Annotated in this window: 19 protein-coding genes and 2 riboswitches; of the genes, 16 read left to right on the top strand and 3 right to left on the bottom strand. The window is 40.6% G+C overall.

Annotation, left to right across the window (positions count from 1 at the left end; genetic code table 11):
• Positions 1–21: 21 nt before the first annotated feature.
• Together amrA and BPR_RS09995 are read left to right on the top strand one after the other, a co-directional pair.
• Positions 22–1,419 (top strand): AmmeMemoRadiSam system protein A, encoded by a 1,398-nt coding sequence (gene amrA, locus BPR_RS10000; protein WP_013281360.1) that lies wholly within the window; start codon positions 22–24, stop codon positions 1,417–1,419.
• A 14-nt stretch (positions 1,420–1,433) separates the two neighbouring features.
• On the top strand, positions 1,434–2,804 hold the full coding sequence (locus BPR_RS09995; RefSeq protein ID WP_013281359.1) for a sodium-dependent transporter: 1,371 nt from the start codon (positions 1,434–1,436) through the stop codon (positions 2,802–2,804).
• A 60-nt stretch (positions 2,805–2,864) separates the two neighbouring features.
• Here the strand turns inward: BPR_RS09995 and BPR_RS09990 are convergent, their stop codons facing one another.
• Complete coding sequence (locus BPR_RS09990) at positions 2,865–4,598, bottom strand: methyl-accepting chemotaxis protein (RefSeq protein WP_013281358.1); 1,734 nt, start codon at positions 4,596–4,598, stop codon at positions 2,865–2,867.
• A 119-nt stretch (positions 4,599–4,717) separates the two neighbouring features.
• Positions 4,718–4,793, bottom strand: a riboswitch (cyclic di-GMP riboswitch).
• A gap of 192 nt (positions 4,794–4,985) precedes the next feature.
• Here BPR_RS09990 and BPR_RS09985 point away from each other — a divergent pair.
• The 8 genes from BPR_RS09985 to BPR_RS09950 all read left to right on the top strand — a co-directional run bounded on the left by BPR_RS09985 (position 4,986) and on the right by BPR_RS09950 (position 15,552).
• Entirely contained in the window at positions 4,986–5,891 is a 906-nt protein-coding gene (locus BPR_RS09985) for a hypothetical protein (RefSeq protein ID WP_042256907.1), read from the top strand.
• Between the two features lie 210 nt (positions 5,892–6,101).
• Entirely contained in the window at positions 6,102–6,815 is a 714-nt protein-coding gene (locus BPR_RS09980; protein ID WP_042256905.1) for a hypothetical protein, read from the top strand.
• A gap of 60 nt (positions 6,816–6,875) precedes the next feature.
• Entirely contained in the window at positions 6,876–8,183 is a 1,308-nt protein-coding gene (locus BPR_RS09975; RefSeq protein ID WP_013281355.1) for a GGDEF domain-containing protein, read from the top strand.
• Between the two features lie 205 nt (positions 8,184–8,388).
• Entirely contained in the window at positions 8,389–8,574 is a 186-nt protein-coding gene (locus tag BPR_RS09970) for a hypothetical protein (RefSeq protein WP_042256903.1), read from the top strand.
• A gap of 133 nt (positions 8,575–8,707) precedes the next feature.
• Positions 8,708–10,162, top strand: a complete 1,455-nt coding sequence (locus BPR_RS09965) for a hypothetical protein (protein WP_013281353.1) — start codon at positions 8,708–8,710, stop codon at positions 10,160–10,162.
• 191 nt (positions 10,163–10,353) lie between these two features.
• The gene (locus BPR_RS09960; RefSeq protein WP_013281352.1) at positions 10,354–13,182 is read left to right on the top strand and encodes a hybrid sensor histidine kinase/response regulator; all 2,829 of its coding nucleotides are present in this window, start codon (positions 10,354–10,356) and stop codon (positions 13,180–13,182) included.
• Positions 13,179–14,477 (top strand): ABC transporter substrate-binding protein, encoded by a 1,299-nt coding sequence (locus tag BPR_RS09955; protein WP_013281351.1) that lies wholly within the window; start codon positions 13,179–13,181, stop codon positions 14,475–14,477. The genes BPR_RS09960 and BPR_RS09955 overlap by 4 nt, the downstream gene beginning before the upstream one ends.
• Positions 14,478–14,538: 61 nt before the next feature.
• Positions 14,539–15,552, top strand: a complete 1,014-nt coding sequence (locus tag BPR_RS09950; RefSeq protein WP_013281350.1) for an HD domain-containing phosphohydrolase — start codon at positions 14,539–14,541, stop codon at positions 15,550–15,552.
• A 28-nt stretch (positions 15,553–15,580) separates the two neighbouring features.
• Here the strand turns inward: BPR_RS09950 and BPR_RS09945 are convergent, their stop codons facing one another.
• Positions 15,581–17,173 (bottom strand): sensor domain-containing diguanylate cyclase, encoded by a 1,593-nt coding sequence (locus BPR_RS09945; RefSeq protein ID WP_242662152.1) that lies wholly within the window; start codon positions 17,171–17,173, stop codon positions 15,581–15,583.
• Positions 17,174–17,386: 213 nt separating this feature from the next.
• Here BPR_RS09945 and BPR_RS19835 point away from each other — a divergent pair, with 213 nt between their 5' ends.
• The 6 genes from BPR_RS19835 to BPR_RS09915 all read left to right on the top strand — a co-directional run bounded on the left by BPR_RS19835 (position 17,387) and on the right by BPR_RS09915 (position 24,933).
• Positions 17,387–18,994, top strand: coding sequence for an EAL domain-containing protein (locus BPR_RS19835; RefSeq protein WP_052301818.1), 1,608 nt, complete (start codon positions 17,387–17,389; stop codon positions 18,992–18,994).
• Positions 18,995–19,110: 116 nt separating this feature from the next.
• Positions 19,111–19,212: riboswitch (purine riboswitch) on the top strand.
• A gap of 150 nt (positions 19,213–19,362) precedes the next feature.
• Positions 19,363–20,607 (top strand): BMP family ABC transporter substrate-binding protein, encoded by a 1,245-nt coding sequence (locus BPR_RS09935; RefSeq protein ID WP_013281347.1) that lies wholly within the window; start codon positions 19,363–19,365, stop codon positions 20,605–20,607.
• A 97-nt stretch (positions 20,608–20,704) separates the two neighbouring features.
• Entirely contained in the window at positions 20,705–22,240 is a 1,536-nt protein-coding gene (locus BPR_RS09930; protein WP_013281346.1) for an ABC transporter ATP-binding protein, read from the top strand.
• Positions 22,240–23,340 carry an ABC transporter permease gene (locus tag BPR_RS09925; protein WP_013281345.1) on the top strand — a complete coding sequence of 367 codons (1,101 nt, stop codon included), beginning with the start codon at positions 22,240–22,242 and terminating at the stop codon, positions 23,338–23,340. The genes BPR_RS09930 and BPR_RS09925 overlap by 1 nt, the downstream gene beginning before the upstream one ends.
• Positions 23,340–24,332, top strand: a complete 993-nt coding sequence (locus BPR_RS09920; RefSeq protein ID WP_013281344.1) for an ABC transporter permease — start codon at positions 23,340–23,342, stop codon at positions 24,330–24,332. Before BPR_RS09925 ends, BPR_RS09920 begins: the two co-directional genes overlap by 1 nt.
• Positions 24,333–24,354: 22 nt before the next feature.
• Positions 24,355–24,933 carry a xanthine phosphoribosyltransferase gene (locus BPR_RS09915; RefSeq protein WP_013281343.1) on the top strand — a complete coding sequence of 193 codons (579 nt, stop codon included), beginning with the start codon at positions 24,355–24,357 and terminating at the stop codon, positions 24,931–24,933.
• A gap of 123 nt (positions 24,934–25,056) precedes the next feature.
• Here the strand turns inward: BPR_RS09915 and BPR_RS09910 are convergent, their stop codons facing one another.
• Complete coding sequence (locus BPR_RS09910; RefSeq protein ID WP_013281342.1) at positions 25,057–26,115, bottom strand: LacI family DNA-binding transcriptional regulator; 1,059 nt, start codon at positions 26,113–26,115, stop codon at positions 25,057–25,059.
• Positions 26,116–26,136: the final 21 nt, after the last annotated feature.

Raw genomic sequence — 26,136 nt, 5'->3', positions numbered from 1 at the left:
ACATGCATTGGGGGTAATAGCATGGCAATTGTAGGTGCATTTATGGTTCCACATCCGCCGCTGATAATTCCTGATATAGGAAGAGGCGGTGAGATGGAGATAGAAGAGACGACAAGGGCTTATAATAAGGTCGCAGACATGGTGGCGGAGCTTGAACCTGAAACAATCATAATCACAAGCCCGCATGCCACTATGTATGCTGACTATTTTCATGTTTCTCCGGGAAATGCTGCTACAGGCTCCTTTGACAGATTTGGTGCCGGGAACGTCAAATTTCTGGAAGCCTATGATATGGAACTTGTCAGCCAGATTGAGAGTATAGCAAGAAAGCAGGATTTTCCTGCAGGAACTCTTGGAGAAGTGGACAGAGAGCTGGACCATGGGACAATGGTCCCTCTTTGGTTTATCAGACGAAAATATAAGGGCGGAAATATAGTCAGAATAGGACTTTCAGCCCTTCCTCTTACTGAGCATTACAGGTTTGGACAGATCATCCAGAAGGCTGTTGATAAGCTTGGCCGCAGAGCTGTAGTGATCGCAAGCGGAGATCTGTCACACAAGCTTCAGGAATATGGACCTTACGGATATGCACCTGAGGGACCTGTATATGATCAGAAGATAATGGATGTGTGTTCAAGGGCAGCATTTAAAGAACTTTTCGATTTTGAAGAGGGCTTCTGTGAGCGTGCAGCTGAATGTGGACACAGATCTTTTGTTATAATGGCTGGATGTCTGGACGGAGTAAGAGTTTCTGCTACTAAACTTTCTCACCAGGATGTGACCGGAGTCGGCTACGGAATCTGCACCTTTATTACCGGAGAGAAGGATTCTAAGAGATGCTTTTTGAAGGCATATTATAAGGATCTTGAGAAAAAGCTTGAAAGAGAGCTGGAAGCTATTTGCAACAAACCGGACCCATACGTAAGACTTGCATACCAGACAGTTGTCAGTTATATTCTTAAAGGTCAAAAAATAGCTGTTCCTGATTATGTGACAACAGAAATGCTCAATATCAGAGCAGGAGCCTTTGTTTCTATCCACAAAAACGGAAGGCTTCGTGGCTGCATAGGGACTATTATGCCCACAACGGACAATGTGGCACGTGAGATCATAGAAAATGGTATCAGCGCAGCTACGAGGGATCCCAGATTTGCGCCCATAGGACCTGAGGAGTTGAAAGAACTTGAGATAAATGTTGATGTTCTTGGAAGACCTCAGGACATCTCTTCAATAGATGAACTTAATGTGAAGAGATATGGAGTTATTGTATCAAGTGGAATGAAGAGAGGACTTCTTTTACCTGACCTTGAAGGTGTTGATACTGTAGAGGAGCAGGTTGCTATCGCCATGCAAAAAGGCGGTATAACTGAAGATGAAGATATCAGACTTCAGAGATTTGAAGTAATTAGACATACGTAGTTTTTGAGGTATTTATGAAAGAAAGAGAAACACTTGGCAGCAGATTGGGATTTATTTTGCTGTCAGCCGGATGTGCCATAGGAATAGGTAATGTGTGGCGCTTCCCATATATGGTAGGAGAAAATGGAGGAGGTTTATTTGTTCTAGTCTATATTCTGTTTTTGCTAATCCTTGGTGTACCCATAATGACAATGGAATATGCAATAGGCAGATCCTCGAGAAAGAGTATTCTTTTAGCCTACAAAGAGCTTGAACCTATAGGCTCGAAATGGCATGTGTTTGGATACTTTGCCATAGCAGGTAATTATCTTTTGCTGATGTTTTATTCAGTAGTTTCAGGCTGGATCCTGAGATATTTTATTCTGACGGTATTTGGTGCTTTCGAAGGCAAAAGCCCTGATCAGATTACCGGTATTTATCAGGAAATGATGAAAAGCCCGGTATCTTTAATTGGATTTATGGCTATTACCATGGTGATCACTGTATTTATTACTTCACTTGGTCTTGAAGCAGGTGTTGAGAGAGTCACCAAGATCATGATGGTTGCACTTATTATCATTATGGTGGGACTTGGGATCAGATCCGTTACACTTCCCGGTGCGGGAGAGGGTGTTAAGTTTTATCTCATGCCAAGCGCTGAGAATGTCAGGAAGGTTGGACTTGGCAATGTGCTGTACGGAGCGCTTAATCAGAGCTTTTTTACTCTGAGTCTTGGTATTGGCGGCATGGAGATATTTGGAAGTTATATCAAAAAGGACAGAAGCCTTGTGGGCGAGGCCATTATTGTTGCAGGGCTTGATACCTTTGTTGCTATAGTCGCCGGACTTATAACTATTCCTGCATGTTTTGCCTACGGCGTTGCCCCTGATAAAGGCCCAAGCCTTATATTCCTGACTCTTCCAAACGTATTTACATCTATGAAGGGCGGAAGAGTACTTGGAAGCTTTTTCTTTTTGTTTATGTACTTTGCAGCTCTTTCTACGATGATTGGTGTATTTGAAAATGATGTCAGCTTTTCGATAGATCTTTTTGGAATTAATAGGAAAAAAGCTGCTCTGATAGCGGGGCTTGTGATCACTATAGGATCAATTCCCTGTGCTCTTGGCTTTAATGTACTTAGCTTTTTCCAGCCTCTCAAGGCAGGAAATACTGTGATGGATTTAGAGGATTTTATAGTCAGCAATCTGCTGCTTCCAATTGGAGCTCTTGTCAGTTGTCTGTTCTGCACTTGCCGATACGGCTGGGGATTTGATAAGTATCTGGAGGAAGTTAATGCCGGTGAAGGAATCAAGGTTAGTTCCGGGCTTGGATGGTATCTTAAGATAGTTCTGCCGATGATACTGGTATTTCTAGCAGTCTATGGACTTTGGAGTTATTTTACATAATGCCAAAAAAAAGAATGTCGCAAGCGGCATTCTTTTTTTATTCTGAAATGGCTGATATTATTAAGCACTTACTTCTTCAAGTGAGAAGAATTCCATCTTTTCGCTGAGAGTCTCTGCCATGTTGCGGAGATCTGCAGCAGCGTCACTGATAAGAGCAAATGTTGCATTGAGCTCTTCCATAGAAGCGTTTGTCTCTTCTGTAGAAGCTGCGTTCTGCTGTGAAATAGCAGAGAGCTCTGAAATAATATCTGAGAACTTATTCTTGAGCTGGTTAAGTGTATGTACCTTATCTGCGATCATCTTGGTAGAATTGTCAACGTTGTTAACGTTTACTACAACCTGATCCATATCTTCCTTGGTATTAGTAAGCTGATCGTTCTGCTCCTTCATGCTGACGCTGAGATGTTCGATAGTCTCAACACTCTTTTCTGATTCTTTTACAAGAGCTTCAACAATCTTCTTGATAGATACAGCAGCCTCTTTGGACTGTGATGAAAGGTTACCAATCTCAGAAGCTACTACTGAGAAGCCCTTACCGTATTCGCCTGCTCTTGCAGCCTCGATAGAAGCATTAAGTGAGAGAAGGTGTGTCTGTTCAGCAATAGCTGTGATCATGTTGGAAGCCTCAGCTATATCTTTGACTGAATCATTTGTAAGACGGATCTGCTCATTGATGCCCTGCATAGATGTCATTACGCCTTCGTTGGTGTTCATAAGGTTGCTAAGAGTATCAACAGTGCGGTTTGCACCTGACATCATCTCGTTGGCAGCAGCTGAAAGTTCCTCAACTCTTGCTGTGATATCGTCGATGCTATCACCCATTTCATTAGTGTTATTAACTGAATTCTCAACGCTTTCAGCCTGAGAAGCTGCGCCGCGGCTGATATCCTCAACAGCGCATGTAACCTGCTCTGCAACGTGTGAAGCTGCCTCAGCAGAAGAAGCAAGGCTCTCACCTGACTTGGTAACATCTCCTGAAAGCTCTTTGGTAGTCTTGATAACGTCCTGAAGCTTATCACGAACTGAAGCTGCGCTTCCTGCGATTGTTCCAAGCTCATCTCTACGGTTAAATGTACGATCATCTACATAGAAGAAAAGCTCACCATCTTCAAGCTGCTTGAGACCGTTTACGATATCACGGATAGATCTTGTAGATCTTGAGATGATAATACGAGCTACGCCCCAGTTGAACAGGAAGAAGATAACAAATGTAGCAATAATAGCTTTTGCTGCAGCAGACATGTTTGCTTCTACTAATGTTGTATCACGGCCTGCGAAGATCATTCCTACTACAGAGCCATCTGAATTTTTAAGTGGAAGGTAGTACGCATACCAGTCCTGGCCTGCAATCTCGAAGTTGGCAGCAAGATATTCGTTACCCTGATTGAGAACTTCGTTTACAACTACATCACTAGCCTTTGTTCCTTCCATACGCTTTCCTGTCTCAGTGTCTGTAAGTGATGTTATGTAGCGTGTATCACCAAAAAATACTGTGAAGTGCATTCCTGTTTTCTGATTGAGTGCATCGAGCTGAGCCTGGTATATGTCATGAACTGCTGTTTCGCCCTTCATGAGCTGACCGTCTTCTGATAAGTACCAGTCACCAGTAAACTCGTTTGACAATTCATCCTCTAAGAGGATGGCTGCTGCGTGTAATCCCTCTGAGAAGGATGTGTAGTAAGCTTTCTTGATGTGATTGTGACCTATTATTCCGATAACCGCTGACATAAGCAGTGCAAGAAATGATGCTACTAAGATAATAGATCTGACCATGTTTCTTTTTCTTTTTTTCATTTTTTACTCTTTTAACTCTCTTTCCTTTTTTGCGACCTCCAATGGCGAAATAATCATTATTAAAAATAAAAAGGCATAGACGTAACTGTCTATGCTTCGGATAATCTTAATAAAGATTAAGATGCAACTGGCTGACATGTTAAAGTCCCTATAGCTTTGCGCCACAAGCTTTCGCTTGCTTTGCCCGATATCAAACTGTCGACGATTATAACGAAAAAAAGAATGGAATGCAATAATGAAATGTACACAATTAAAAATTTATTAAATTTTTATTAAGCAATTTGAATCAGCATGATAAGTGCTTGGATAATATGCACAAAAAAGATATAAAAACATGTAAACGCTTTCCTTGTGGGAAGGTAGCGGGTTTTTGTGTATAATGAGTGTATGAATACCAGTAAAAAAGCGTACTATCACTTACCGGGACTATTTGAGTTCTATGAATTTTATAAAGTTTTTTTGCCTCTTTTCCGTGAGCATAGGGAGTACTTCTATGACTGGTGCGAGATAGGATCAATATACGGAGCACCGGCGGATTGTATCTGGGGAGGAGGAAGAGTAGGCTTTGGAGAAGCTGATCCTGTTAGTGTTGCAGAGCTTATGAGAGAGTATGATATTTCTGCAAGACTTACCTTTAGTAATTCTCTTATTCAGGATGAGCACCTTGATGATAAGAGGTGCAATGCCTTATGCTCATTGTTTGAAAAAAATGGCAGTGCTCAAAACGGAGTAATCATTCACTCTGACCTGCTACTTGATCATATCAGGAGAAACTATCCGGACTTTTACTTTGTATCCTCAACAACCAAGGTGCTTACTGACTTTGATGATCTGGAAAAAGAGTTAAAAAGGCCGGAATTTAAGTACGTTGTTCCGGATTTTAGACTCAACAAATCTATGGACAGACTTGATCTGCTGAGTGATAAATATAAAGAAAAGATAGAGTTTCTGTGTAATGAATGCTGCTTTTATGGCTGCTACGACAGGAAAAACTGCTATGAGAATGTGAGCAGAAAGAGCCTTGGAATAGACTGCGAGGATCATATTTGCGTATCTCCCGATGCTGATAAGGGATATAAGTTTTCACTTGCCATGGAAAATCCCGGATTTATAGGTATCACGGACATTCGGGACATCTATATGCCCGCGGGCTTTTCTAACTATAAGATAGAGGGAAGAAGCCTTGGAAGTGCAATTGTTTTAGAATTTTTACTTTATTATATGACTAAACCCGAGTACCAACTCAAGGTAAGGGAAGACATATACTTAGACAGCAGTCTTGATCTTTTTTGAATGAAAATCGTTTCTATGGATATGTAAGTAGTAATTAAGTATTTTTGGGTGATAATACTATTGCAATCAGAAAATGAGCATGTGCATTTTGCATATGCTTATTTTTTATTTAGGAACATTTTTGGATGAGTTTGGGAATGGAATAAAGGCTGTAAAAGTGTATAATTGGACTTCGGTGTCTTTTTATAAATAATAAAGTGAGGAATGGAAATGAATAACCTGTTGTACATCTATGAAGAAGTATGTGATCTGATCAAGGAAAAAGAGATTGATCTATATGAGAGGGAGGATGCACAGGATAAATTTATCTGCCAGTTTGCCAAAGGGGGATCATCTCTGCATGTTAAGACTGTAATGCAGAGTCGTTATGTTCTTTATGCTACAGAAAAGGATTTTAACCTTATAAAAAGAAAGTCTGATGCCGCTAATACAGGTATCGTATTAAAGGAAAGCAAAAAAGAGGAAATAGAGCTTATTGTTTCACAGTATGAGGAAGTTGCAAGTAAGGCAATCCTGTTTATCAGAAACGGTAACAAGGGACTTTTACAGAATCCTGATGAAAAAAAGCTGCCTCATGTAATATACTTTTTTACCAATGAAAATCTGGATTTCGTTTTGGACTGCATCAAGGAAAACCTTGAGGCCGGAGCCAAGACAACCAAGACCAAGGTTAGCAGAGGAACAGCCACAATGGTGAGAAGAACAGTAGTTGTTCCCAAGCCTAAAATGCCTGAATTATCTGATGAAGAGATCATGGAGACTATTCCTGAAGGCAGTGAAGTATCACATGCTAAATATGGAATCGGAACTGTTGAGTCTGTATTTGATGGCAAGATAACAGTACTGTTTGATGGGGCTGTAGAGAAGATATTTGCAGGAACCTTGTGTGTTAACAAAAAAATATTAACAGTTTTAAACGTTTAAGTTATAATATGGTAAATTAAAACTATAGTTAAAAAAGAATAGCTGCAAGGGGGAACAGGTATGACAAACAAGGCACTCGGGGATTATACCGTTGAGGACATGCTGGTTCTTTTGAATGAGAACGTAGACGCTATAGTTATGGTTGATACTACCATTAAAAAGTATAGGGCCATTACACGCAAGAGCATTTTTAAGGATATTATCGATGAGACCGGGGGTTATGATGATTTCATTCAGAAATTGTGGTTTCATCTGAGTAATTCTCAGGAAGAGATTACTGAGGATTATAAGGCTTTTGCTTCTTATTATGGACAGTTTAACGGCAAATACAGCCGCAGGTTTAAGGTCTTTTTGGAGGGGAGCACTGCCCCATATGTAATTCAGATGAATGTCTATCCTATGGAGGGAACAGACAAGTATCTGTTTGCTATGGATGTTCTTGATGATGAGGAAGTTGTCGAGGAATACACTACCACCAGAAAGGTCAATACGATACAGAATACATATCTCTTTTCCATGTTCGTGGATCTTGTAAGAGATTCAACCAGTAGCATAAGCGTAACTGAGATATCAGAGGACACTGTTAAGGCCAGCATCAAGTATTCCCAGTGGAGACTTATGACAGTCAATATGATATGGCCGGAGGATCAGAGGCAGTTTCTGATGCTCACAGATCCGGATTATCTTAGAGATCATCTGGAAGTTGGCCGCACCAATACTTATGACTGTAAGATGAAGAATCTTGAGGGAGAATATATCTGGGTCAAGCTGATCTTTAGCAGAGCTCAGACTATCAGCAGCAAGGACTTCAAATTTGTATTCATGGTTCAGAATATTGACGAAGATGTCAAGGAACGTATGGAAACTCTCAAGAAGTATGAGGAGCTCGTTATGGTGGATCCTCTTACAGGTCTTATTAACCATGGAGGTATCAAGACTGAAATTGAGAATGCTATTGATATATATCAAAATGGTGGAGAATCCATATCTCTTATGATGATCGATCTTGATAATTTCAAGAAGATCAATGATAACTATGGTCATTCAGTAGGAGATGCAACTCTCAGAACTCTTGCAGATGTTCTAAAGGGCTTTGCCAAGGACAAAAATGCCTCTGTAGGACGCTGGGGCGGAGAGGAATTTGTAACAATCCTCAGCGGCGTCTCTCATGACGAGGCGGTAGAATATGCAGAAGATCTCAGAAGATCTGTTGCGGAAGCTGATTTTGGCAAGGCTGGTCATATAACCTGTTCAGTCGGCATCAGTCAGCTTGGAGACGATGATTCTTTTGATGACATATTTGATCGTATGGACAAGGCTATGTACTCATCCAAGATAGCCGGCAGGAACCGTGTAACGGTGCTGTGATACCTTCTTGGCACCCAGCCCCTCAGGCATCTGCACAGAAATGTTTGTGTTCGTCTGCGGTGTGATTTTCTAAAACTCATTAAGCATCAAATGCCTCATTTCGACGTTGCTCAGAGAAATCGGCATTTGATGCTTTCTTCGTTTTGAAAATCATCATCCTCGTCCGAGAACTGCACATTTCTGTACAGACGTCTGAGGGGCTGTGATGTCAATTCATCTCTCGCAATGCGCTAAGCAGATCATGGCGCAGGTCGGAACCATACTGCTCGAACTTGGTGAGATTTCAGGTGAGAATATCTTTATTGACGGAACCAGAAACAGTTATTCAAAGACTGATGGCTTTTTATCTTATTCCTATATTTTTAATAAAAAGATAAATTATAGAATATAGACTTATGTAAATGAATGCGATAATTTAACTGTATAGCATGAAAAAAATAACAAAAAAATATAACAAAAAATGAAGATTTATAGAAATAATAGCTGCAAATAAGCATATATGGAAAGGGTGGGTAATTCAGAACATGAGATACAGATCATTATCTATATTATTGCTTGTAATGATCATTGCTGCCGGGTGTGGCAACAGTGAAGACACCAGTGCTCCGGCTGAAAGCTCAGTAGCCTTGACTTCTGATACTGTGGAGCAAAAAGATGAAACGACTGATGAAACCCAGGAAACACTGGCCCTTAATGATGACGGAAGTTATACTTACTCCTTTGAGTTCAAGGATGAGTATATTTCTACAGATTTTGCAGGTATCGATGTACTGGATTCAACTGAGGACTACCCAAGAGAGCGGTTTGAGGATGTGTTCATGTACTCTAAGGGAGCATATTTAGATAAGCCTGATGTTCCTGCAGACTTTTTTGATGAATGGGGATATACCTGTCCTGAGGACTGTGATCCATCAGAAGATCCAGGTTTTGGCTTTAGCATATCTTATATTAAGAATATTGATGGTAAAGTTTCTTGCATTTTGAGTGATATAAATTATTGCATTGCCGTTAGATGGGAAAAAGGTCAGATTCTTTATAATTTGTGGGATAAGGAGTTGTCCAGAATCAAAAGTGAACGAAAGAATATAATAATTCAGAATACGGACACCAAAGAAATATTGGCTCATAATGACTTGATGGGGGCAGACGCCAGAGAACTTATGGATGATTTTCACGAGGGGCTGTATGATTTCGTGCTGTCAAAGCTTCCTGAAGGAAAGAATTCCTATTCTCCGCTTTTTCGTTTTGATAATGGTGTTTTTAGAGCATTAAATGTAGATGATGATGGATATGGTTTTGAATTTATGTTACCGGATAAAGGAAGACGTGTTTATGCCATATATGTAGACAAGCCTACAGGAAGAATAAGCGGAACACTTTACAGAACGCCTTATCCTGGCGAGGACTTTTATGCTTATCCTGCCGGAAGAACAATTGAGGACATTGATTCTGATATGAATAATGATCCATTTGCGGAATACCCTGTATTTGAGCCTAATGAAGAGATAAATCCTGAAAAAGAAGATACAGAAGAAGCAGAAGCTGCTAAATCAAGTGAAGAGAGCACTGAGGAAACAAGTAGTGTAGCTCCAGCTGAGGAAAAGAAGGAAGAGCCCGCCAAAGAGGCGCCTGCAGCAACCGGAGCTGTTATAGATGAAGAAGAATTCAGGCGCGGAGTCATGATGGGGCCCAAAAAAGGAACTATCGTAAATGACGATTTTGCAACCGGAGTAACAAATTCGCTTATATCGCAGCTTAATGGTATGGGAGCCGTTCAAACATCTGATCCGGCGCCGCTGATCTTTAGAAGTAAACCCTTTAGATTTGAGACTACCCCTGAGGATGCGGCTAATGCAATGATCAATGATGTTATGCCTAATTTTGGCTTTGATATGGCTGGCAAGAACTATTTTATTAGTGCGGTACAGAAATTTGACAACGGATATGTAGTTACTGTCGGATGGACCAGGTGGAACTAGGATAGTTAAAATGCACTTTTGATAGATTTATGGATATAGAAGAAAAATGGATGATTAATTATCTATATAACGATAGTTTATAATCTGTAAATTAGACCAAAAATAATACCTTTGATATAATAGAATTGGAAATATTATGAGAAGCTCCTTGTTAATCTGTGCAATAAAACTGATTCATTGGAGGTAAAAGCGTGAAGAAAACGCTGATAATTGTTATCGACCTGTTAATAATGGTGTCGATACTCTTCTTCATAATTCAATATGCCAATGCCAAGATGCAGGAAAACAACGAGAGTGTTATTGAGGCCTTTGAGAAGATGACAGTTACTGCAGAGCAGATCATCACAAATTACCTTGAGGATGAGCAGCATCTGTGTGACATTTGGGCAAATTATATTAATCGCTCTGCTGAGGCCGGAGAGCCCATGACTGCGGAGGGAGCAATTTCTTTTATCAGAAAGGCCAAAATATCTCCGAGCATTTATGGACATTTGTTATTTCTTGATAATCCATCAAAAAGTGGCATTTCTACAACTGGTAGCTCCAAAGATCCAAATGACTATTCTGTTTCGTATAAAAACATAAACATATTTGACGATATTGATGAAACAAGTAGCGCAGATGCAAAAGTCAGACTGACAAGGGCATACACAAATCCACAGAATGGCATACAGTCTATAGCTTTTTTCAACAGTGTGACTGTTCTGGATGAGACCTCAGGCGAGCTAAAAGAGGCTCTTCTCATGCGCGTAGAGCCGGTAAGCGTTATTGAGGATAAGCTCATTTTTTTAAATGGCGAATACGAGAAGATGGAGATTTCCCTGATAAACAAGGATGGAGAATATCTTGTTCACGGTAAATCTCTCAAGAACTCTAACTTTTTTGAGTATTATAAATCCTATAATGATGTGGATATAGCTGTTTACAAGAAAATTATAGAGATAATCACTACTAAAGCAGGAACCATGAGGATGTATAACTCCAAAAAAGAGGAGTGTGTAATATCATATACACCCTTACAGTCGATGAATACCCTTTTCCTATTGGCGTATATACCGGCAAGAGAATTGGAGGCGAAGAATACAGTCGTCGACTGGCTGCTTCTGGGAATGGTTACTTTGGGACTATTGTTGCTCCTGGGATTTAACTACCTGATACTAAGATTCTACAACATAAAGCTTGCAGAAGCTGCGGAAGCGGCAAATCAGGCAAATGAGGCTAAATCTCACTTCCTGTCGACAATGTCCCATGATATTCGTACTCCTATGAATGCGATTCTGGGCCTTAATGAGATGGTACTGCGCGATAGCCATGAGGAAGAGATCGTGGCATATTCAGAGAGCATCCGAACAGCCGGAAGAACACTTCTTGGACTTATTAATGACATCCTTGATTTTTCCAAGATAGAAGCCGGCAAAATGGATATTATAAACGTCGACTACAGCTTTGCGTCCCTTCTTAACGATCTGGTGAATATGGTTCAGGTCAAGGCAGAGGATAAGGGACTTGCATTCAATCTTGATGTGGACAGGAATATTCCCGTTATATTAAACGGCGATGAGATCCGTATTAAACAGGTTATAACAAATATTCTTTCCAATGCGGTCAAATACACCAAAGAAGGGTCAATCAACTTCAAGGCAACCTTTGAGAAAGTGAAAGATTCGCCTGACCAAATATACCTAAACGTAAGTGTCAGCGATACCGGTGTCGGTATCAAGCCTGAAGATATGAAACGCCTCTTTAAAGCCTTTGAACGTATCGAAGAGAGCAAGAACAGAAATGTAGAAGGAACCGGCCTTGGAATGAGTATAGCCCAGAGTTTCCTCAATATGATGGGAAGCCATATAGAAGTTGAGAGTGAGTATGGTAAGGGTTCGACCTTTTCTTTTAAGCTGGTTCAGGGAGTTAAGGACTGGAATCCTATAGGTGATTACGAGGAAACCTTCAGAAGAGCTGTTTCAGAGCGAAAGAAATACCGCGAGAGATTTACAGCACCTGATGCCAGACTTCTTGTGGTAGATGATACACCGGTCAATCTGTCTGTTTTTGAAAATCTGCTAAAGCGGACCAAGGTTCAGATTGATACGGCAACAAGCGGAGATGAAGGTATTTCACTATATAGACACAGGCAGTACGATGTTGTTTTTCTGGATCATATGATGCCGGACAAGGATGGTATTGAGACTTTGCAGGAAATGAGGAAGATCCCCGGTTCTGTAAACGTCAAGACTCCTATAGTGTGCCTTACAGCCAATGCTATTTCCGGCGTGCGTGAAACCTACATAAAAGCGGGATTTAACGATTATATAACCAAGCCTATCGATCCGGACAGGCTTGAAGCACTGCTGCTTCAGTATATTCCTGAGGATAAGATTGCTCCTGCATCTGAAGATGAAGAGGAGGAAGATTGCCTTATTCCGGACTTCATAATGAATCTTGAGGAACTTGATGTTAAAACAGGTATAACCCACTGTGGAAGCCAGGATTCCTACATCGCCACACTTGAGATGTATCTGGAAGCTGCAGAAAGAAATGCTCAGGAGATAGAAAAGTACTGGAAAGAAAAAGATATCAAGAATACAACTGTTAAGATCCATGCGCTTAAGAGCACTTCTCGTATTATCGGAGCCGTCAATCTTGGCGATTTTGCTGCGAGACTTGAAAAGGCTGGAGAAACAGGTGATATAGAGACGCTTGAAAGGGAGATAGGAGCTCTTTTGACCCAGTACAGGAATCTGGTAAAAGAGCTTGAGCCCCTTGAAGATGCCAAGAATGACGCGGAGGATGAGAGGCCCCCTATTTCTGATAAGGATATTAAAAAAGCTTATGAAGACCTTGCTGGTTTGTGTAACGCCTTTGACTACGATGGCGTGATAGGAATTATGAAATCTCTGGAAGAATACAGATTTCCGGAGAATGAGGCGGATAAATTTGAGTCCCTTAAAAGAGCAGTCGATAATTTTGACTACGATCTGATACCTGAAATTCTGTCAGGAAAAGAAAAGGAGGCAACATGATGACAAGAAAAGTACTTGTATTTGTATCTGTCATTTCATTGGTGTTTGGTCTTATGGCGTGCGGACAAAAGTCAGCTGAAAGTGCAGAATTTAAGCCCAAATTGTCTACAGAAACGTCGTGCCAGCTCACAGTTGCAGGTAACTACTCTAATTTTGAGTCACTAGAGAGCGAATTTGAGCGCTTCTATGAGTATTATCCAAATGTGAGCCTTAATTATGTCAATCTTGATGATTACAATAATACGATCACAAGTGCACTGGTGAGTGATGAAGCTCCGGATATTTATGTTACGGCAACATGGATGCTTGATGATGATAAAATGGATGCTGTTTTTGAAAATGCAGAAGTTTTATCAGATCCGGCCCTGGGCATCGATCTTGACTGCATCCGCAAAGGTGCGATGTGGACAATGGAAAACGGTGATGTTGTCATGCTTCCTATTTTTACCAGGTCATACGGAATGCTTGTTAATATGGATATTTTTGAAAAGAACGGGCTTAAGGTTCCGGAGAATTACAAGCAACTGGTAGAGACTTGCGATAAGCTCAAGGCAGCAGGATACGAGACACCTATCATGGGAGCTAACGGGCTTACTGTAGCCGGAATATATTATCCTTTCTCGTTTCCTCTTTTCTGCGCCGATGTAATTAAGAATCCTGATTCTATAGAGCCGCTCAATTCAATGGATCCGTCTGCCGGAGAAATGATGCGTCCCGCACTTGAGAAGATCAAGTCTTTTGTAGATTCAGGGTATTTGAATCCGGAGTTATGCAGTGAGCAGATTGAAGATGACTACAATGCTGTGATCATGCGCTTTTTCGAAGGAGATGTCCCAATGATGCTTGGAAGCGGCGACATGGTTTCTGGTACACAGAAACGTGAGAGTAAGTCAGAAGCATTTTTGGCTGAGCCTTTTAAATACAAATTCTACGTGGTTCCGATTGATGATGATGGTGGATATTTCCTGGATTCAGTCAATCTGTTCTTTAGTGTAAACAAGAACAGCGCAAATCTTGATATGACCAATGAATTCATAAGATTTCTTATGAGAGAAAAAGAACTAGGTAATATGGCTGCTATTAAGCGTCTTATCACACCGACCAACGATTTTTCTTTGGACGAAGTTTATTCATCTCTCGATGGTTTCCCGGAGGATAGATATTTCAGCTACCAGGATACGGGTCTGAATGATGCTGTTAATAAAGAGTTCCGCGCAGCCGCATATAAGGTTGCAAATGGTACTATGACAGTAGATGAAGCTATAAGTTCATATGGAAGCTTGTGGGATGAGTAGACTATAGCAGAGCGTAGCAAAAAGTAAGCGGGATGAGATAGCTTAGCTGAGAGGTTGAAAAATGGAAGAGCGCGTAGTTGTTGTAGATGATGATGCGATCATATTGAGAAGTGCAAGCACGGTTCTTGCTGACGCAGGTTTCAAGGTCACCTGCCTTAAAAGCGGCAGGCTTTTGCTGGATTATGTCACAAAAAACTCGATAGATATGTTACTTCTTGATATCAAGATGCCTGACCTGGACGGTTTTGAAACCTTGCAGCTTTTAAGAAAATGGGAAAATGAAAACGACAGGAAAGAAATACCTGTTATTTTCTTTACAGCCAATGATGACTGCGCCTCGGAGACGAAAGGACTGTCCCTTGGAGCCATGGACTTTATCAGAAAGCCCTTTGCCGCTGAGGTTCTGATACTTCGAGTAAGACACCTGCTTGATCTTATCAGACTACAGCGCGATCTGCATGCGGAAGTAGAGCGCAAGACCAAAGAGATAGAGGGCTTATCACTTCATGTTGTGCATACTCTTGCAGATGCTATAGATGCCAAAGATGCTTATACCAAGGGCCATTCGGGACGAGTTGCCGAGTATGCAAGAGAAATTGCCAAAAGAGCAGGCTATTCTTATGACAGACAGGAAGAAATATACATGATGGGACTTCTGCATGATGTAGGTAAAATAGGAGTTCCGGATGCTGTAATAAATAAACCGGGCAAGCTCACAGATGAGGAGTTTGAAAAGATTAAAACTCATCCGGGAAGAGGGGCACAGATACTTCAGAATATTGAGGAAATGCCTAAGCTTGCAATCGGTGCAAGATGGCATCATGAGCGCTTTGATGGGCGTGGCTATCCTGATGGGCTCTCAGGCTATGATATACCGGAGGAAGCCAGGATAATTGCTGTTGCTGACGCCTACGATGCCATGACTAGTAACAGAAGCTACAGGGGCCTTATCCCTCAGGATGTGGTCAAAGGAGAGTTTGAGAAAGGCTCAGGAACGCAGTTCGATCCTCAGTTTGCGGCTATAATGCTTGAAATAATCAAGGAAGATGTAGACTACAAGCTGCATGAGCAATAATATGATTTACCAAAGGCGGAGCTGATCACTAATTGGCACCGCCTTTTTTTCGCTCCCGCTTATTTTCGTACATCAGCATATCCGCACGCTGCATTATTTTCTGGACGATATTGTCTTTAGACGGATCATAGATAGCAAATCCCTTTGACACATATACCTTATCCCAGGGAGCCTCAGCTGAGGCATTTATTTCTTCTACAACTTTGTCAAAACGTTCCAGTAAGAAGTCGAGGTTATGGAAATCCTCATGCCCCAGAATGATAGAGAATTCATCTCCGCCAACCCTGTATACGGCACTTCGCTTGAATACATCACTGATTGTATTGCAGGCTTTTTGTATATAGAGATCACCTTTATCGTGACCGTATTGATCATTGATATGTTTCAGGTTGTCACAGTCAAAGGCACCAATGGCAAAATTAGGATCTATCGACCCGTTATTGATCTGTTCCTGCAGCTCCTCAACTGCAAGAGAAAAAGCACCCTTATTTCTAACGTGAGTAAGAGAGTCAATAAATACCTGCTCATTCAGAGCGTTTATATGGGCTTTCATATTTCCTGACAATTTCTTGAAGGACTTGGTAAGTCTTCCAATTTCATCATCTTTATCATAATTTAAGTAGACCTCGAAGTTTCCTTTATCTATCTGGTCTGCGGCCTCGGTAAGCTGTTCAAGCGGCTTGGTTATATAGCCAAGGAAAGTAATCAGCAGTATACCTGCAATTATCAGCACTATTATGGCGCATATCGTGATCCTCAAAATAAGCTCGCGCCATTCACCCTGGGTTTCATCAATAGGGACCGTGATGTTCAGATACATGCCGTTGCTAAGAGGAAGCCATACAGCTTCCTTGAGCACTCCGTCATAGACATATTGCGCAGATCTAGTCTCAGCTTTATTGCTGTAGGGCATTTGCCTGGTCATCCCCGGAGGCATATTTGCTACATCAATATATGGATGGTAAAAGAGTGTTCCGTAGGCATCACTTAAGAAAGCATATCCATTATCATAGAATTTAATACTGTCAATTTCTTTAGCCATAGCCGAATAGTCAATTTCAATTCCGACAACTCCGATAAACTGTCCCTTGTAATAAATAGGTGCATCATAAGAAATTACCGTAACATCCAGGTTATCTGTTACGTAGGGCGGAAGCCAGATAGACTTTCCTTCATATTTGGGAACAGTGAACCATACCAGGTTTGATGTGTCATTTACATCATAAAGTGTGATATCTGTTACTTCATGCTCAACAAATCCCTTGCCATCAATGTTGGTGTACCAGAAACCCCTTACTGTAGAAGAGATAGAAGGGTCTATACGATAGTAATATGTCAAAACGCCATCGGTTTTAGGAATAATAAAATCGAAATATTCACGGGCATTTTCCATATGTTTATTGAGATGCACATCATCAAGCCCTTGTAAGTCGTCTTCCACAAAAGAAGTAATATTATTTACCGAATACTGAACATTGTCAAAATAGTAATTTAAGCTATATTGACCATTTTCGCACAGCATCAGCAGTAGCTGGTCTGCCTTACGGCTGGCAGTTTTACGTATGAAGATCACGCTGAGCAATGTGATAGCCAGAATAACTGTAAATATCACAAGCAGCATAGAAATAGCTAATTTGGTTTTTAGAGAGCGCATCTTTTATCCTTATTCCATTGAGATTAATATGGTAACTATATTAGGCAAAAAACATATGTCGATATATCTTGTATATCGGATAAAAACAGGCATTATTTAAGTGTTACAATATACGCTGTCAGCCTATACTAATATGTGCTATAATCAATATATCGACAATACTGTGTGGAGATATCGTGCATGGGAAAAGCGGATAATAATGCCGTAAATGATAGAAATATAGCCGATTATGTGGTAAAAAATATAGATGTTGCCATTGAGAAGGGCTGGGTTAAGGTCTTTTACCAGCCTGTTATTCGTACGCTCACAGGACAGTTATGTGGAGCTGAGTCTCTGGCCAGGTGGGTAGATCCTGTTCTTGGATTTCTTTCACCAGACAAATTCATAGGGCCTTTGGAAGATAGCGGACAGATTCACAAGCTCGATAGCTTTATTGTAGAAAAAGTCTGTTCAGATATCTCTGAGAGATTAGAAAAAAATCTCGATACAGTTTCTGCATCTGTGAATTTTTCTAAACTAGATTTTGAAAATGCTGACATGCTAAGGGTTGTAGAGAATGCAGTAGCCAAATACAACATTCCCAGGGACTATATCCATGTGGAGATAACGGAGAGCATGATCGTATCTGATGCCATCCTGATGAAAAAGGTTATAGATGGCTTTAGGAATGCCGGTTTTGAAGTTTGGATGGATGATTTTGGCAGCGGATATTCTTCCCTGAATCATCTCAAGGATTATGAATTTGACACCATTAAGATGGATATGGAGTTTTTGGCCTCCTTTACAGACAAATCCAAGGCAATCATGACATCTGCCATAACTATGGCCAAAGACATAGGAATCTTGACACTTGCGGAAGGCGTTGAAAATGAAGAACAGGTAGAATTTCTGAATTCAATAGGATGTGGCAAGCTTCAGGGATATTATTATGGCAAGCCCCAGCCTATTGAAGATTTTTTTGATCATATAGCTGAAAAAGGAATTACAATAGAACCTAGAAAGTGGCGTCAATACTACCAGGCGGCAAGCTTTTATGCCAAATATACAGAGGAACCCCTGGAGATCATAGAAGATGATGGCAAGGATTTCAGGACTCTTTTCATGAATGATGCGTACAAGAGGCAGATAGTTACAAGGAATTATTCGTTAAAAGAGATGGATCAGCTGATTTATAAAACAAAATCTCCACTTCTCAAAAAATATCGTGAGTACGCAAACATTATCGAAAAAACCAAAAACAATGAATCCTTTTATTATACTTACGATGGGAATATCATTTGTTTTCAGGGAAAAGAAATAGCTGAACTTGACGGAAAACATCTGATCAAAGGCTCTATCAGGAATATCTCTATTGATAATGACTTTAAGAAACAGACAAATGTTGTAAATAAACTCAGAGAATTAAACCACCTTTTTGAGTCTGTTATGATAATCAATATAGAAAACGATACTATTTTTCCTTTGATTGGCAGAAGCAAATATGATGCACCTGCGGGTACTGAAAAAGTGCTTCAGGAACATCTGAATAAGCTTGTGGAAAGCTTTATTGCTGATGTTGACAGAGACAAATTCTATAAGTTCACCGAAATGACGACTTTGAAGAGCAGGATAGAAGCTTCAGACAAGGGATATATTGAGAATCTCTTCAGGTTCAAGGGCCCGGGCGATACCTACATATGGAAAGAAATGAGCATCATGATGGTTCCCGGTTCTGGCGGAAAAGAGTTCCTTGTATGTGGCAAGGCAACAGCCGACGATGTTGAGAGTTTGTTTTCAGATAATACATGACTTTACAGCGCATTAATCACTCTTAAGTCTCCGGGCGCAAAGGGCATATTTTAGCATTTCTTTTTTATCTTAAAGAAAAGAATAAAAAAAGCTTGTAATCTTGATGTTTCTTTGCTAATATAAGCGGGTATTTTATCGATATAGGTCAAATAATATGGATTTGATGTTTCTACCCGGTTACCGTAAATTACCGGACTATCGAGTGTTTGATGCATATACAATAGTTTTTTATATAATAATTGTTGAAGATATCAAAACAGATAGGCGTAGAAACCAGGATTCTATGTCTATCTTTTTTTGCATAAAAAATAGCATAGAAATCCATCCTTGATAATGACCAGTGTTCGGTATCAAAAAGGGAGGATGAAATGAGAAAATTAAAAAAAGTAGTGTCAGCAGTTCTTGCTGCAACAATGGTAATGGCATTATCTGCCTGCGGAAGCACAGCTGAAACAGAGAAAGTATCTGAGACTACAGGCACAGAGGCTGCACAGACAGCTGCATCAGATGTTAAGGTTGGTTTCATATTCTTACACGATGAGAATTCAACTTACGATCTGAACTTTATCAACGGTGCTACACAGGCATGCGATGCAGCAGGTGTTGAGTACATGCTCAAGACAAATATTCCTGAGGGACAGGAGTGCTATGAGGCTGCATGTGAACTTGCAGATGCAGGCTGCGATATCGTATTTGCAGATTCATTTGGTCATGAAGATTACATGATCGAGGCTGCAAAGGAATATCCTGAAGTACAGTTCTGCCATGCTACAGGTACAAAGGCTCATACAGAGGGTCTTTCAAATTACCATAACGCTTTTGCTGATATTTTTGAGGGACGTTACCTTGCAGGTATTGCTGCAGGAATGAAGCTCAATGAGATGATTGCAAATGGAGAGATCACAGAAGACCAGACTAAGATTGGTTATGTTGGTGCTTACACATATGCAGAAGTTATTTCCGGTTATACATCATTCTTCCTTGGCGCACGCTCTGTTTGCCCATCAGCTACTATGGAAGTAACTTTTACAGGTTCATGGTATGATGAGACAGCCGAGAAGGAAGGCGCTAATAAGCTTATCGAAGACGGTTGTGTTCTCCTTTCTCAGCATGCTGACTCAATGGGAGCTCCTACAGCATGTGAAAAGGCAGGTGTACCTGACATTTCTTACAACGGAAGCACAGCATCAGCTTGCCCTAACACATTTATCGTTTCATCAAGAATTGATTGGACACCATATTTTGCATATATCATCGACGCTGTAGCAAACGGCAAAGAGATTTCAACTGACTGGGTTGGAACAGTAGATACAGGTTCTGTTGTTCTTACAGATCTTGGAGATGCAGCAGCAGAGGGAACAGCTGAAGCTATAGCAGAGGCTGAAAAAGCTATGAATGCAGGAACACTGCATGTATTTGATACAACTACATTTACTGTAAACGGTGAGACTCTTACATCTTACATGGCTGATGTTGATACAGATGCTGAGTATACTGCTGATACAGAAGTTATCACAGATGGTTATTTTGCAGAGTCTAACCCTGAATTCAGATCAGCTCCTTACTTTGATTTACAGATCGACGGAATTTCACTTCTTGATACAGCATACTGATCTTTATAATATGTGACATGAGGAAATCTTTGTGAGCACAGATCTTTTCTGCTGCAGCAAAGATTTCCTATTTTTAGTCTTATGGAAATTATGAAAGGTGATAATTGTGGAAAATAAAGAAGTAGCCATATCTCTTCGTGGTATTACAAAGTCTTTTGGTAATGTAACTGCAAATAGCAATGTCAATTTAGATATTTATAAGGGTGAGATATTATCTCTTCTTGGTGAAAATGGAAGTGGAAAAACAACTCTTATGAACATGCTTGCGGGAATCTATTATCCTGATGCCGGCCAGATAATCATAGACGGCAAAGAGGCTGTTATCCGCTCGCCCAGAGATGCCTTTGATCTTGGAATAGGCATGGTTCATCAGCATTTTAAGCTTATTGATGTATTCAATGTAACTGAGAACATAATTCTTGGTCTTGAAGGTAAGCTTAATATTAAAGAGGCTGAAAAAAGGATCATGGAAATCTGTGACAAATACGGATTCGAGATCAACCCCAAAAAGAAGATATATGATATGTCAGTCTCTGAGAAGCAGACAGTTGAGATTGTTAAGGTTCTTTACAGGGGAGCAGATATTTTAATATTGGATGAACCAACTGCCGTATTGACTCCTCAGGAAACCGAGAAACTTTTTAATGTCATGCGTAATATGAAAAAAGATGGAAAATCCATAGTTATTATTACTCATAAGCTAAACGAGGTTCAGAGTATATCCGATCGAGTTGCAGTATTGCGTCAGGGAGAATTCATCAATGACATGAAGACCAGCAAAACCAATGCTCAGGAAATGACGGATATGATGGTGGGTCATTCTGTTTCTCTTAATATTGACAGACCTGATCCTGTGGATCCCAAGCCTCGTATCGTAGTTGAAAACCTCACTGTTGTTGATAATGAGGGATTAGTTAAGCTTGACGATGTATCTTTTACTGCAAATTCCGGAGAAATACTGGGAATTGCGGGAATATCCGGCTGCGGACAGAAGGAACTTCTCAGGGCAATTGCCGGTCTCGAGATCATTAAAGATGGAAGAGTCACATATATCCACCAGGATGGAAGAACTGAGGAGCTTATCGGTAAATCTCCCAGGGAAATCTCCGACCTTGGTGTAAAGCTGTCTTTTGTTCCTGAAGACAGACTTGGAATGGGACTTGTTGGAAATATGAATCTTGCTGATAATATGATGCTCAGATCCTATAGAAGCGGTAAGTCAAGATTCTTTACAGAGAAAAAAGAGCCTAGAAAACTTGCAGAAAGGGTTGTTTCCAAGCTTCAGGTGGCAACTCCAAGTATTGATACGCCTGTGCGTATGCTTTCCGGCGGAAATGTCCAAAAGGTTCTTGTTGGAAGAGAAATATCTTCAAGACCTAAGGTGCTTCTGACTGCATATGCTGTAAGAGGCCTTGATATCAGGTCTTCCTACCAGATATATGATCTTATCAACCAGCAAAAGAAACGCGGAGCAGCTGTGCTCTTTGTTGGTGAAGATCTGGATGTTCTTGTTGAGCTCTGCGACAGGATACTTGTCCTCTGCGATGGTAAGGTCAGCGGAATTGTAGATGGCAGAAATACCAATAAATACACCTTGGGATCAATGATGACACAGAAAGGAGAGGCTTCATAATGAAACAGATAGTAAAAGAGCCTCGTTTTCATATTGTAAAAAGAGCAGATATCAGTAGCGCTAAAGCGTGGACTATCAGAATAATCGCAATTCTGGCAGCTTTGGCTTTATGCTCGATAATTACTATGGTCTGCACAGGTGACAATCCTATATCAATATTCACAACTATTTTCAAAGGGGCCTTTGGCACCCAGAGAAAAACCTGGATAACACTGCAGTATGTTGCTATTCTTCTCATCATTTCTTTGGCACTGACACCTGCATTTAAAATGCAGTTTTGGAATGTAGGCGGTGAAGGACAGGTCCTGATGGGAGGCCTTGCAGCGGCAGCGTGTATGATCACTCTTTCAGACAAGCTTCCTAATGCCGTTGTGATCATTCTTATGATAGTTACTTCAATCCTGGCAGGTGCCATTTGGGGAGTAATCCCGGCGCTTTTTAAAGCCATGTGGAACACCAATGAAACACTTTCAACACTTATGATGAACTACATTGCAACCCAGCTTGTAGCATTTTTTACCATAGTTTGGGAGGTTCCTAAGGGATCAGGCAAGATTGGTATTATCAACCAGAATTCAAACATAGGCTGGCTTCCAAATGTTGGCAATAAATATCTACTTAGTATTATTGCAGCTGCTTTAGTCACTTTTGGAATGTATATTTATCTTAAACGAACCAAGCACGGATATGAGATAGAAGTAGTTGGCGAAAGCCAGAACACTGCCAGATACGTAGGAATCAGTGTTGAGAAGGTTATAATCAGAACCATGTTATTGTCTGGCGCAATTTGTGGTTTGGCAGGTCTTCTTTTAGTGGGAGGTATTAACCATACAATAACCACAACTATTTCTGATGGACAGGGCTTTACAGGTGTTATGGTTTCATGGCTGGCCAAGTTTAATCCGATAGCTATGATCTTCACCAGCCTTCTGATCATCTTCATGGACAGAGGCGCCAGCGAAATATCTACTGTGTTTGAGCTCAACCAGAGCTTTGCAGATATTCTGACCGGAATAATCCTGTTCTTTATAATCGGATGTGACTTTTTTATCAGATATAAAATTGTTGTAAATAAAGATTCAGGAAAGGAGGGCGCATAATGTTTAGTCTTGTTGCATTTATACCAAGAGCTGTTCAGCAAGGCGTTCCTCTGCTCTTTGGATGTACAGGTGAGACGATCACAGAAAAATCAGGAAATTTGAATCTGGGAATCCCAGGTGTCATGTATGTAGGCGCTATAAGCGGTGTTATTGGATCTTTTTTCTATGAACAGTCAGCTGCGTCAGGTGGGCTTAATGGTTTTCTGGCTATTTTAATACCTCTTATCTGCTCACTTATAGGCTCTTTTTTAATGGGGCTGTTATACTGCTTTCTGACGGTAAGCTTAAGAGCAAATCAGAATGTTACAGGTCTTGCCATGACTACCTTTGGTATAGGCTTTGGTAATTTCTTTGGAGGTTCTCTGATAAAGCTTGCAGGTGCGGATGTTCCTTCAATTTCACTCTCTGCAACCTCTGCTTATTTTAGCAGCACTCTGCCTTTTGCATCGAAGATGGGATGGGTTGGCAAAGTATTCTTTTCATACGGATTTCTGGCCTATGTTGCGATCATTATTGCCTTCGTTTGTGCCTATGTTCTCAGGAAGACAAGAGTAGGACTGCACCTTCGCGCTGTTGGCGAAGATCCTGCAGCAGCGGATGCAGATGGAATTGACGTAAAGAAATATAAATATGTTTCAACATGCCTTGGATGTATGATAGCAGGACTTGGCGGATTATACTATGTAATGGATTATGCATGTGGTGTATGGTCAAATGATGCTTTCGGCGACAGAGGCTGGCTTGCTATTGCACTCGTTATCTTTACAATTTGGAAGCCTGATGTTAGTGTTATATCTTCAATACTTTTTGGAGGACTGTATATTTTATACTTGTATCTTCCATCCGGAACACACACTGAATACAAAGAGCTTTATAAGATGATCCCTTATATTGTAACCCTTGTGGTTCTTGTTTTTACCAGCATGAGGAACAAAAGGGAAGATCAGCCGCCAAAGAGTCTTGGAACCAATTATTTCCGTGAAGAAAGATAAAGTCAGCAAAGAAGGTGCAAAAATGAATTTTCTTGAAGAGAGAATTATTAAAGACGGTGTTGTAAAAGAAGGCAACATATTAAAGGTGGACAGCTTTTTAAATCATCAATTGGATGTTGAACTTTTTGATGAGATGGGCGCAGAATGGGCAAAGAGATTTGAAGGCGTTGAAATAAATAAGATTCTGACTATCGAAGCATCAGGCATAGGTATTGCCTGCGTGGCAGCAAGACATTTTAATGTTCCTGTGGTATTTGCCAAGAAAACCCAGAGTGTCAATCTTGATGGCGAAATGTATACAGCAGAAGTAGAGTCTTTTACCCACAAAAATAAGAACCATGTTATCGTATCCAAAAAGTACCTTAATGAGAATGATAAGGTTCTTATTATTGATGATTTCCTGGCAAACGGATGTGCATTGCAGGGACTCATATCAATAATAAACAGTGCAAATGCCACTGTGGCGGGCATTGGTATAGCAATAGAAAAGGGCTTCCAGCCGGGCGGGCAGATAATCAGAAACTTAGGTTACAGACTTGAGTCTCTTGCAATAGTTGATGGTATGGATCCTGCAACAGGTAAGATCACTTTCAGAAATTGATCATTTACTGGCTTAACTAAATAGAGTCAATACAAGTAATCAGCTCAAATCAGCTAATCATGCGGAATTGAGCTGATTTTTGTCATGTGAATGGTCTGTCAATGATATTTTAAAAAGTGTAGTTTATTTAATCGTATTTCCGGTTGATTCTCTTATTATGATATCTGTTTCTACATATGTTTTTTTGTAAGGAGTATTTGGATTTGCGATCCTGGAAAGCAGAATATCCGCAGCAATAAAGCCCATGGAGCTTGAATGTATCTTCACCGTGGTAAGACTTGGCTCGATGATGGTGGCTTCGGGCGCATTATCAAATCCGCAGACCGCAACGTCCTTCGGAACTTTTTTACCAAGCTGCCTAAGGGCCTTTATGGTGCAGATTGCAATGTAATCGTTGGCACAAAAGAAAACTTCAGGCATTTTCCCAAGCTCGCTGATCCTTGCTGCGAGATAATCTGTATCTTTGTACGGAATCGAGTCGTCATCAAGAATACAGGATCCGGTGTCGATGCCAATCCCGCTATCTGTCATGGCTGAAACGTAGGCCTGCCACCTCTCATTGAAGGACTGGCAATGGAATCTGTCACCAACAAATGAGATGTTTCTCTTTCCGCTTTGGATAAATGAACTGATCAGGCGGTAGACGCTTGTAACATTCTCCATGTAGAGAGTATCAGCTGCCAATCCGAATTTATGAAGAACAGGGGTATCTACAAAGAGAATGGGAATATTCAGGCTGCAGAGGAATTTGCTGTATTTTTCGGAAAAGAGCTCTATACAGAGAATTCCTGCTATATTGTCCATGGAAAAATTAGTTGGGAGGCTTAAGGATTCAATATCATTATCTTTAATAATGTTGATTGAAAGCTTGTAGCCTAGTGAATCTATTCTGTTCTGAAATGCCTCAAGAAGCTTGTTTCCTGAATGGGATGCACCAGGAAAAGAATGAGTGAACAGGGCTATTTCTGTCTTGCCGTCCTTTAATGCTAAGAGCGTACTTGTTGCTGTATCAGCGGTATCAACTAAACTAAACTGCTTGTAGCCCATGGCTGTAGCCATCTGACAGATCTTACTCCTGGTTTCCGAAGATACGCTTCCTGAGTTGTTAAGTGCTCTGGAAACGGTATTTCTTGACATTCCAAGTGCGTCTGCAATTTCCTGTAATGTTACTCTTTTTCCCATAATGGATGTCTCCTCAATACT

It is taken from the genome of Butyrivibrio proteoclasticus B316 (assembly GCF_000145035.1).
In the GTDB taxonomy this organism is placed as follows: domain Bacteria; phylum Bacillota; class Clostridia; order Lachnospirales; family Lachnospiraceae; genus Butyrivibrio; species Butyrivibrio proteoclasticus.
The sequence above is the reverse complement of the archived record's forward strand: the minus strand, read 5'-3'. Positions and strand labels throughout refer to the sequence as shown.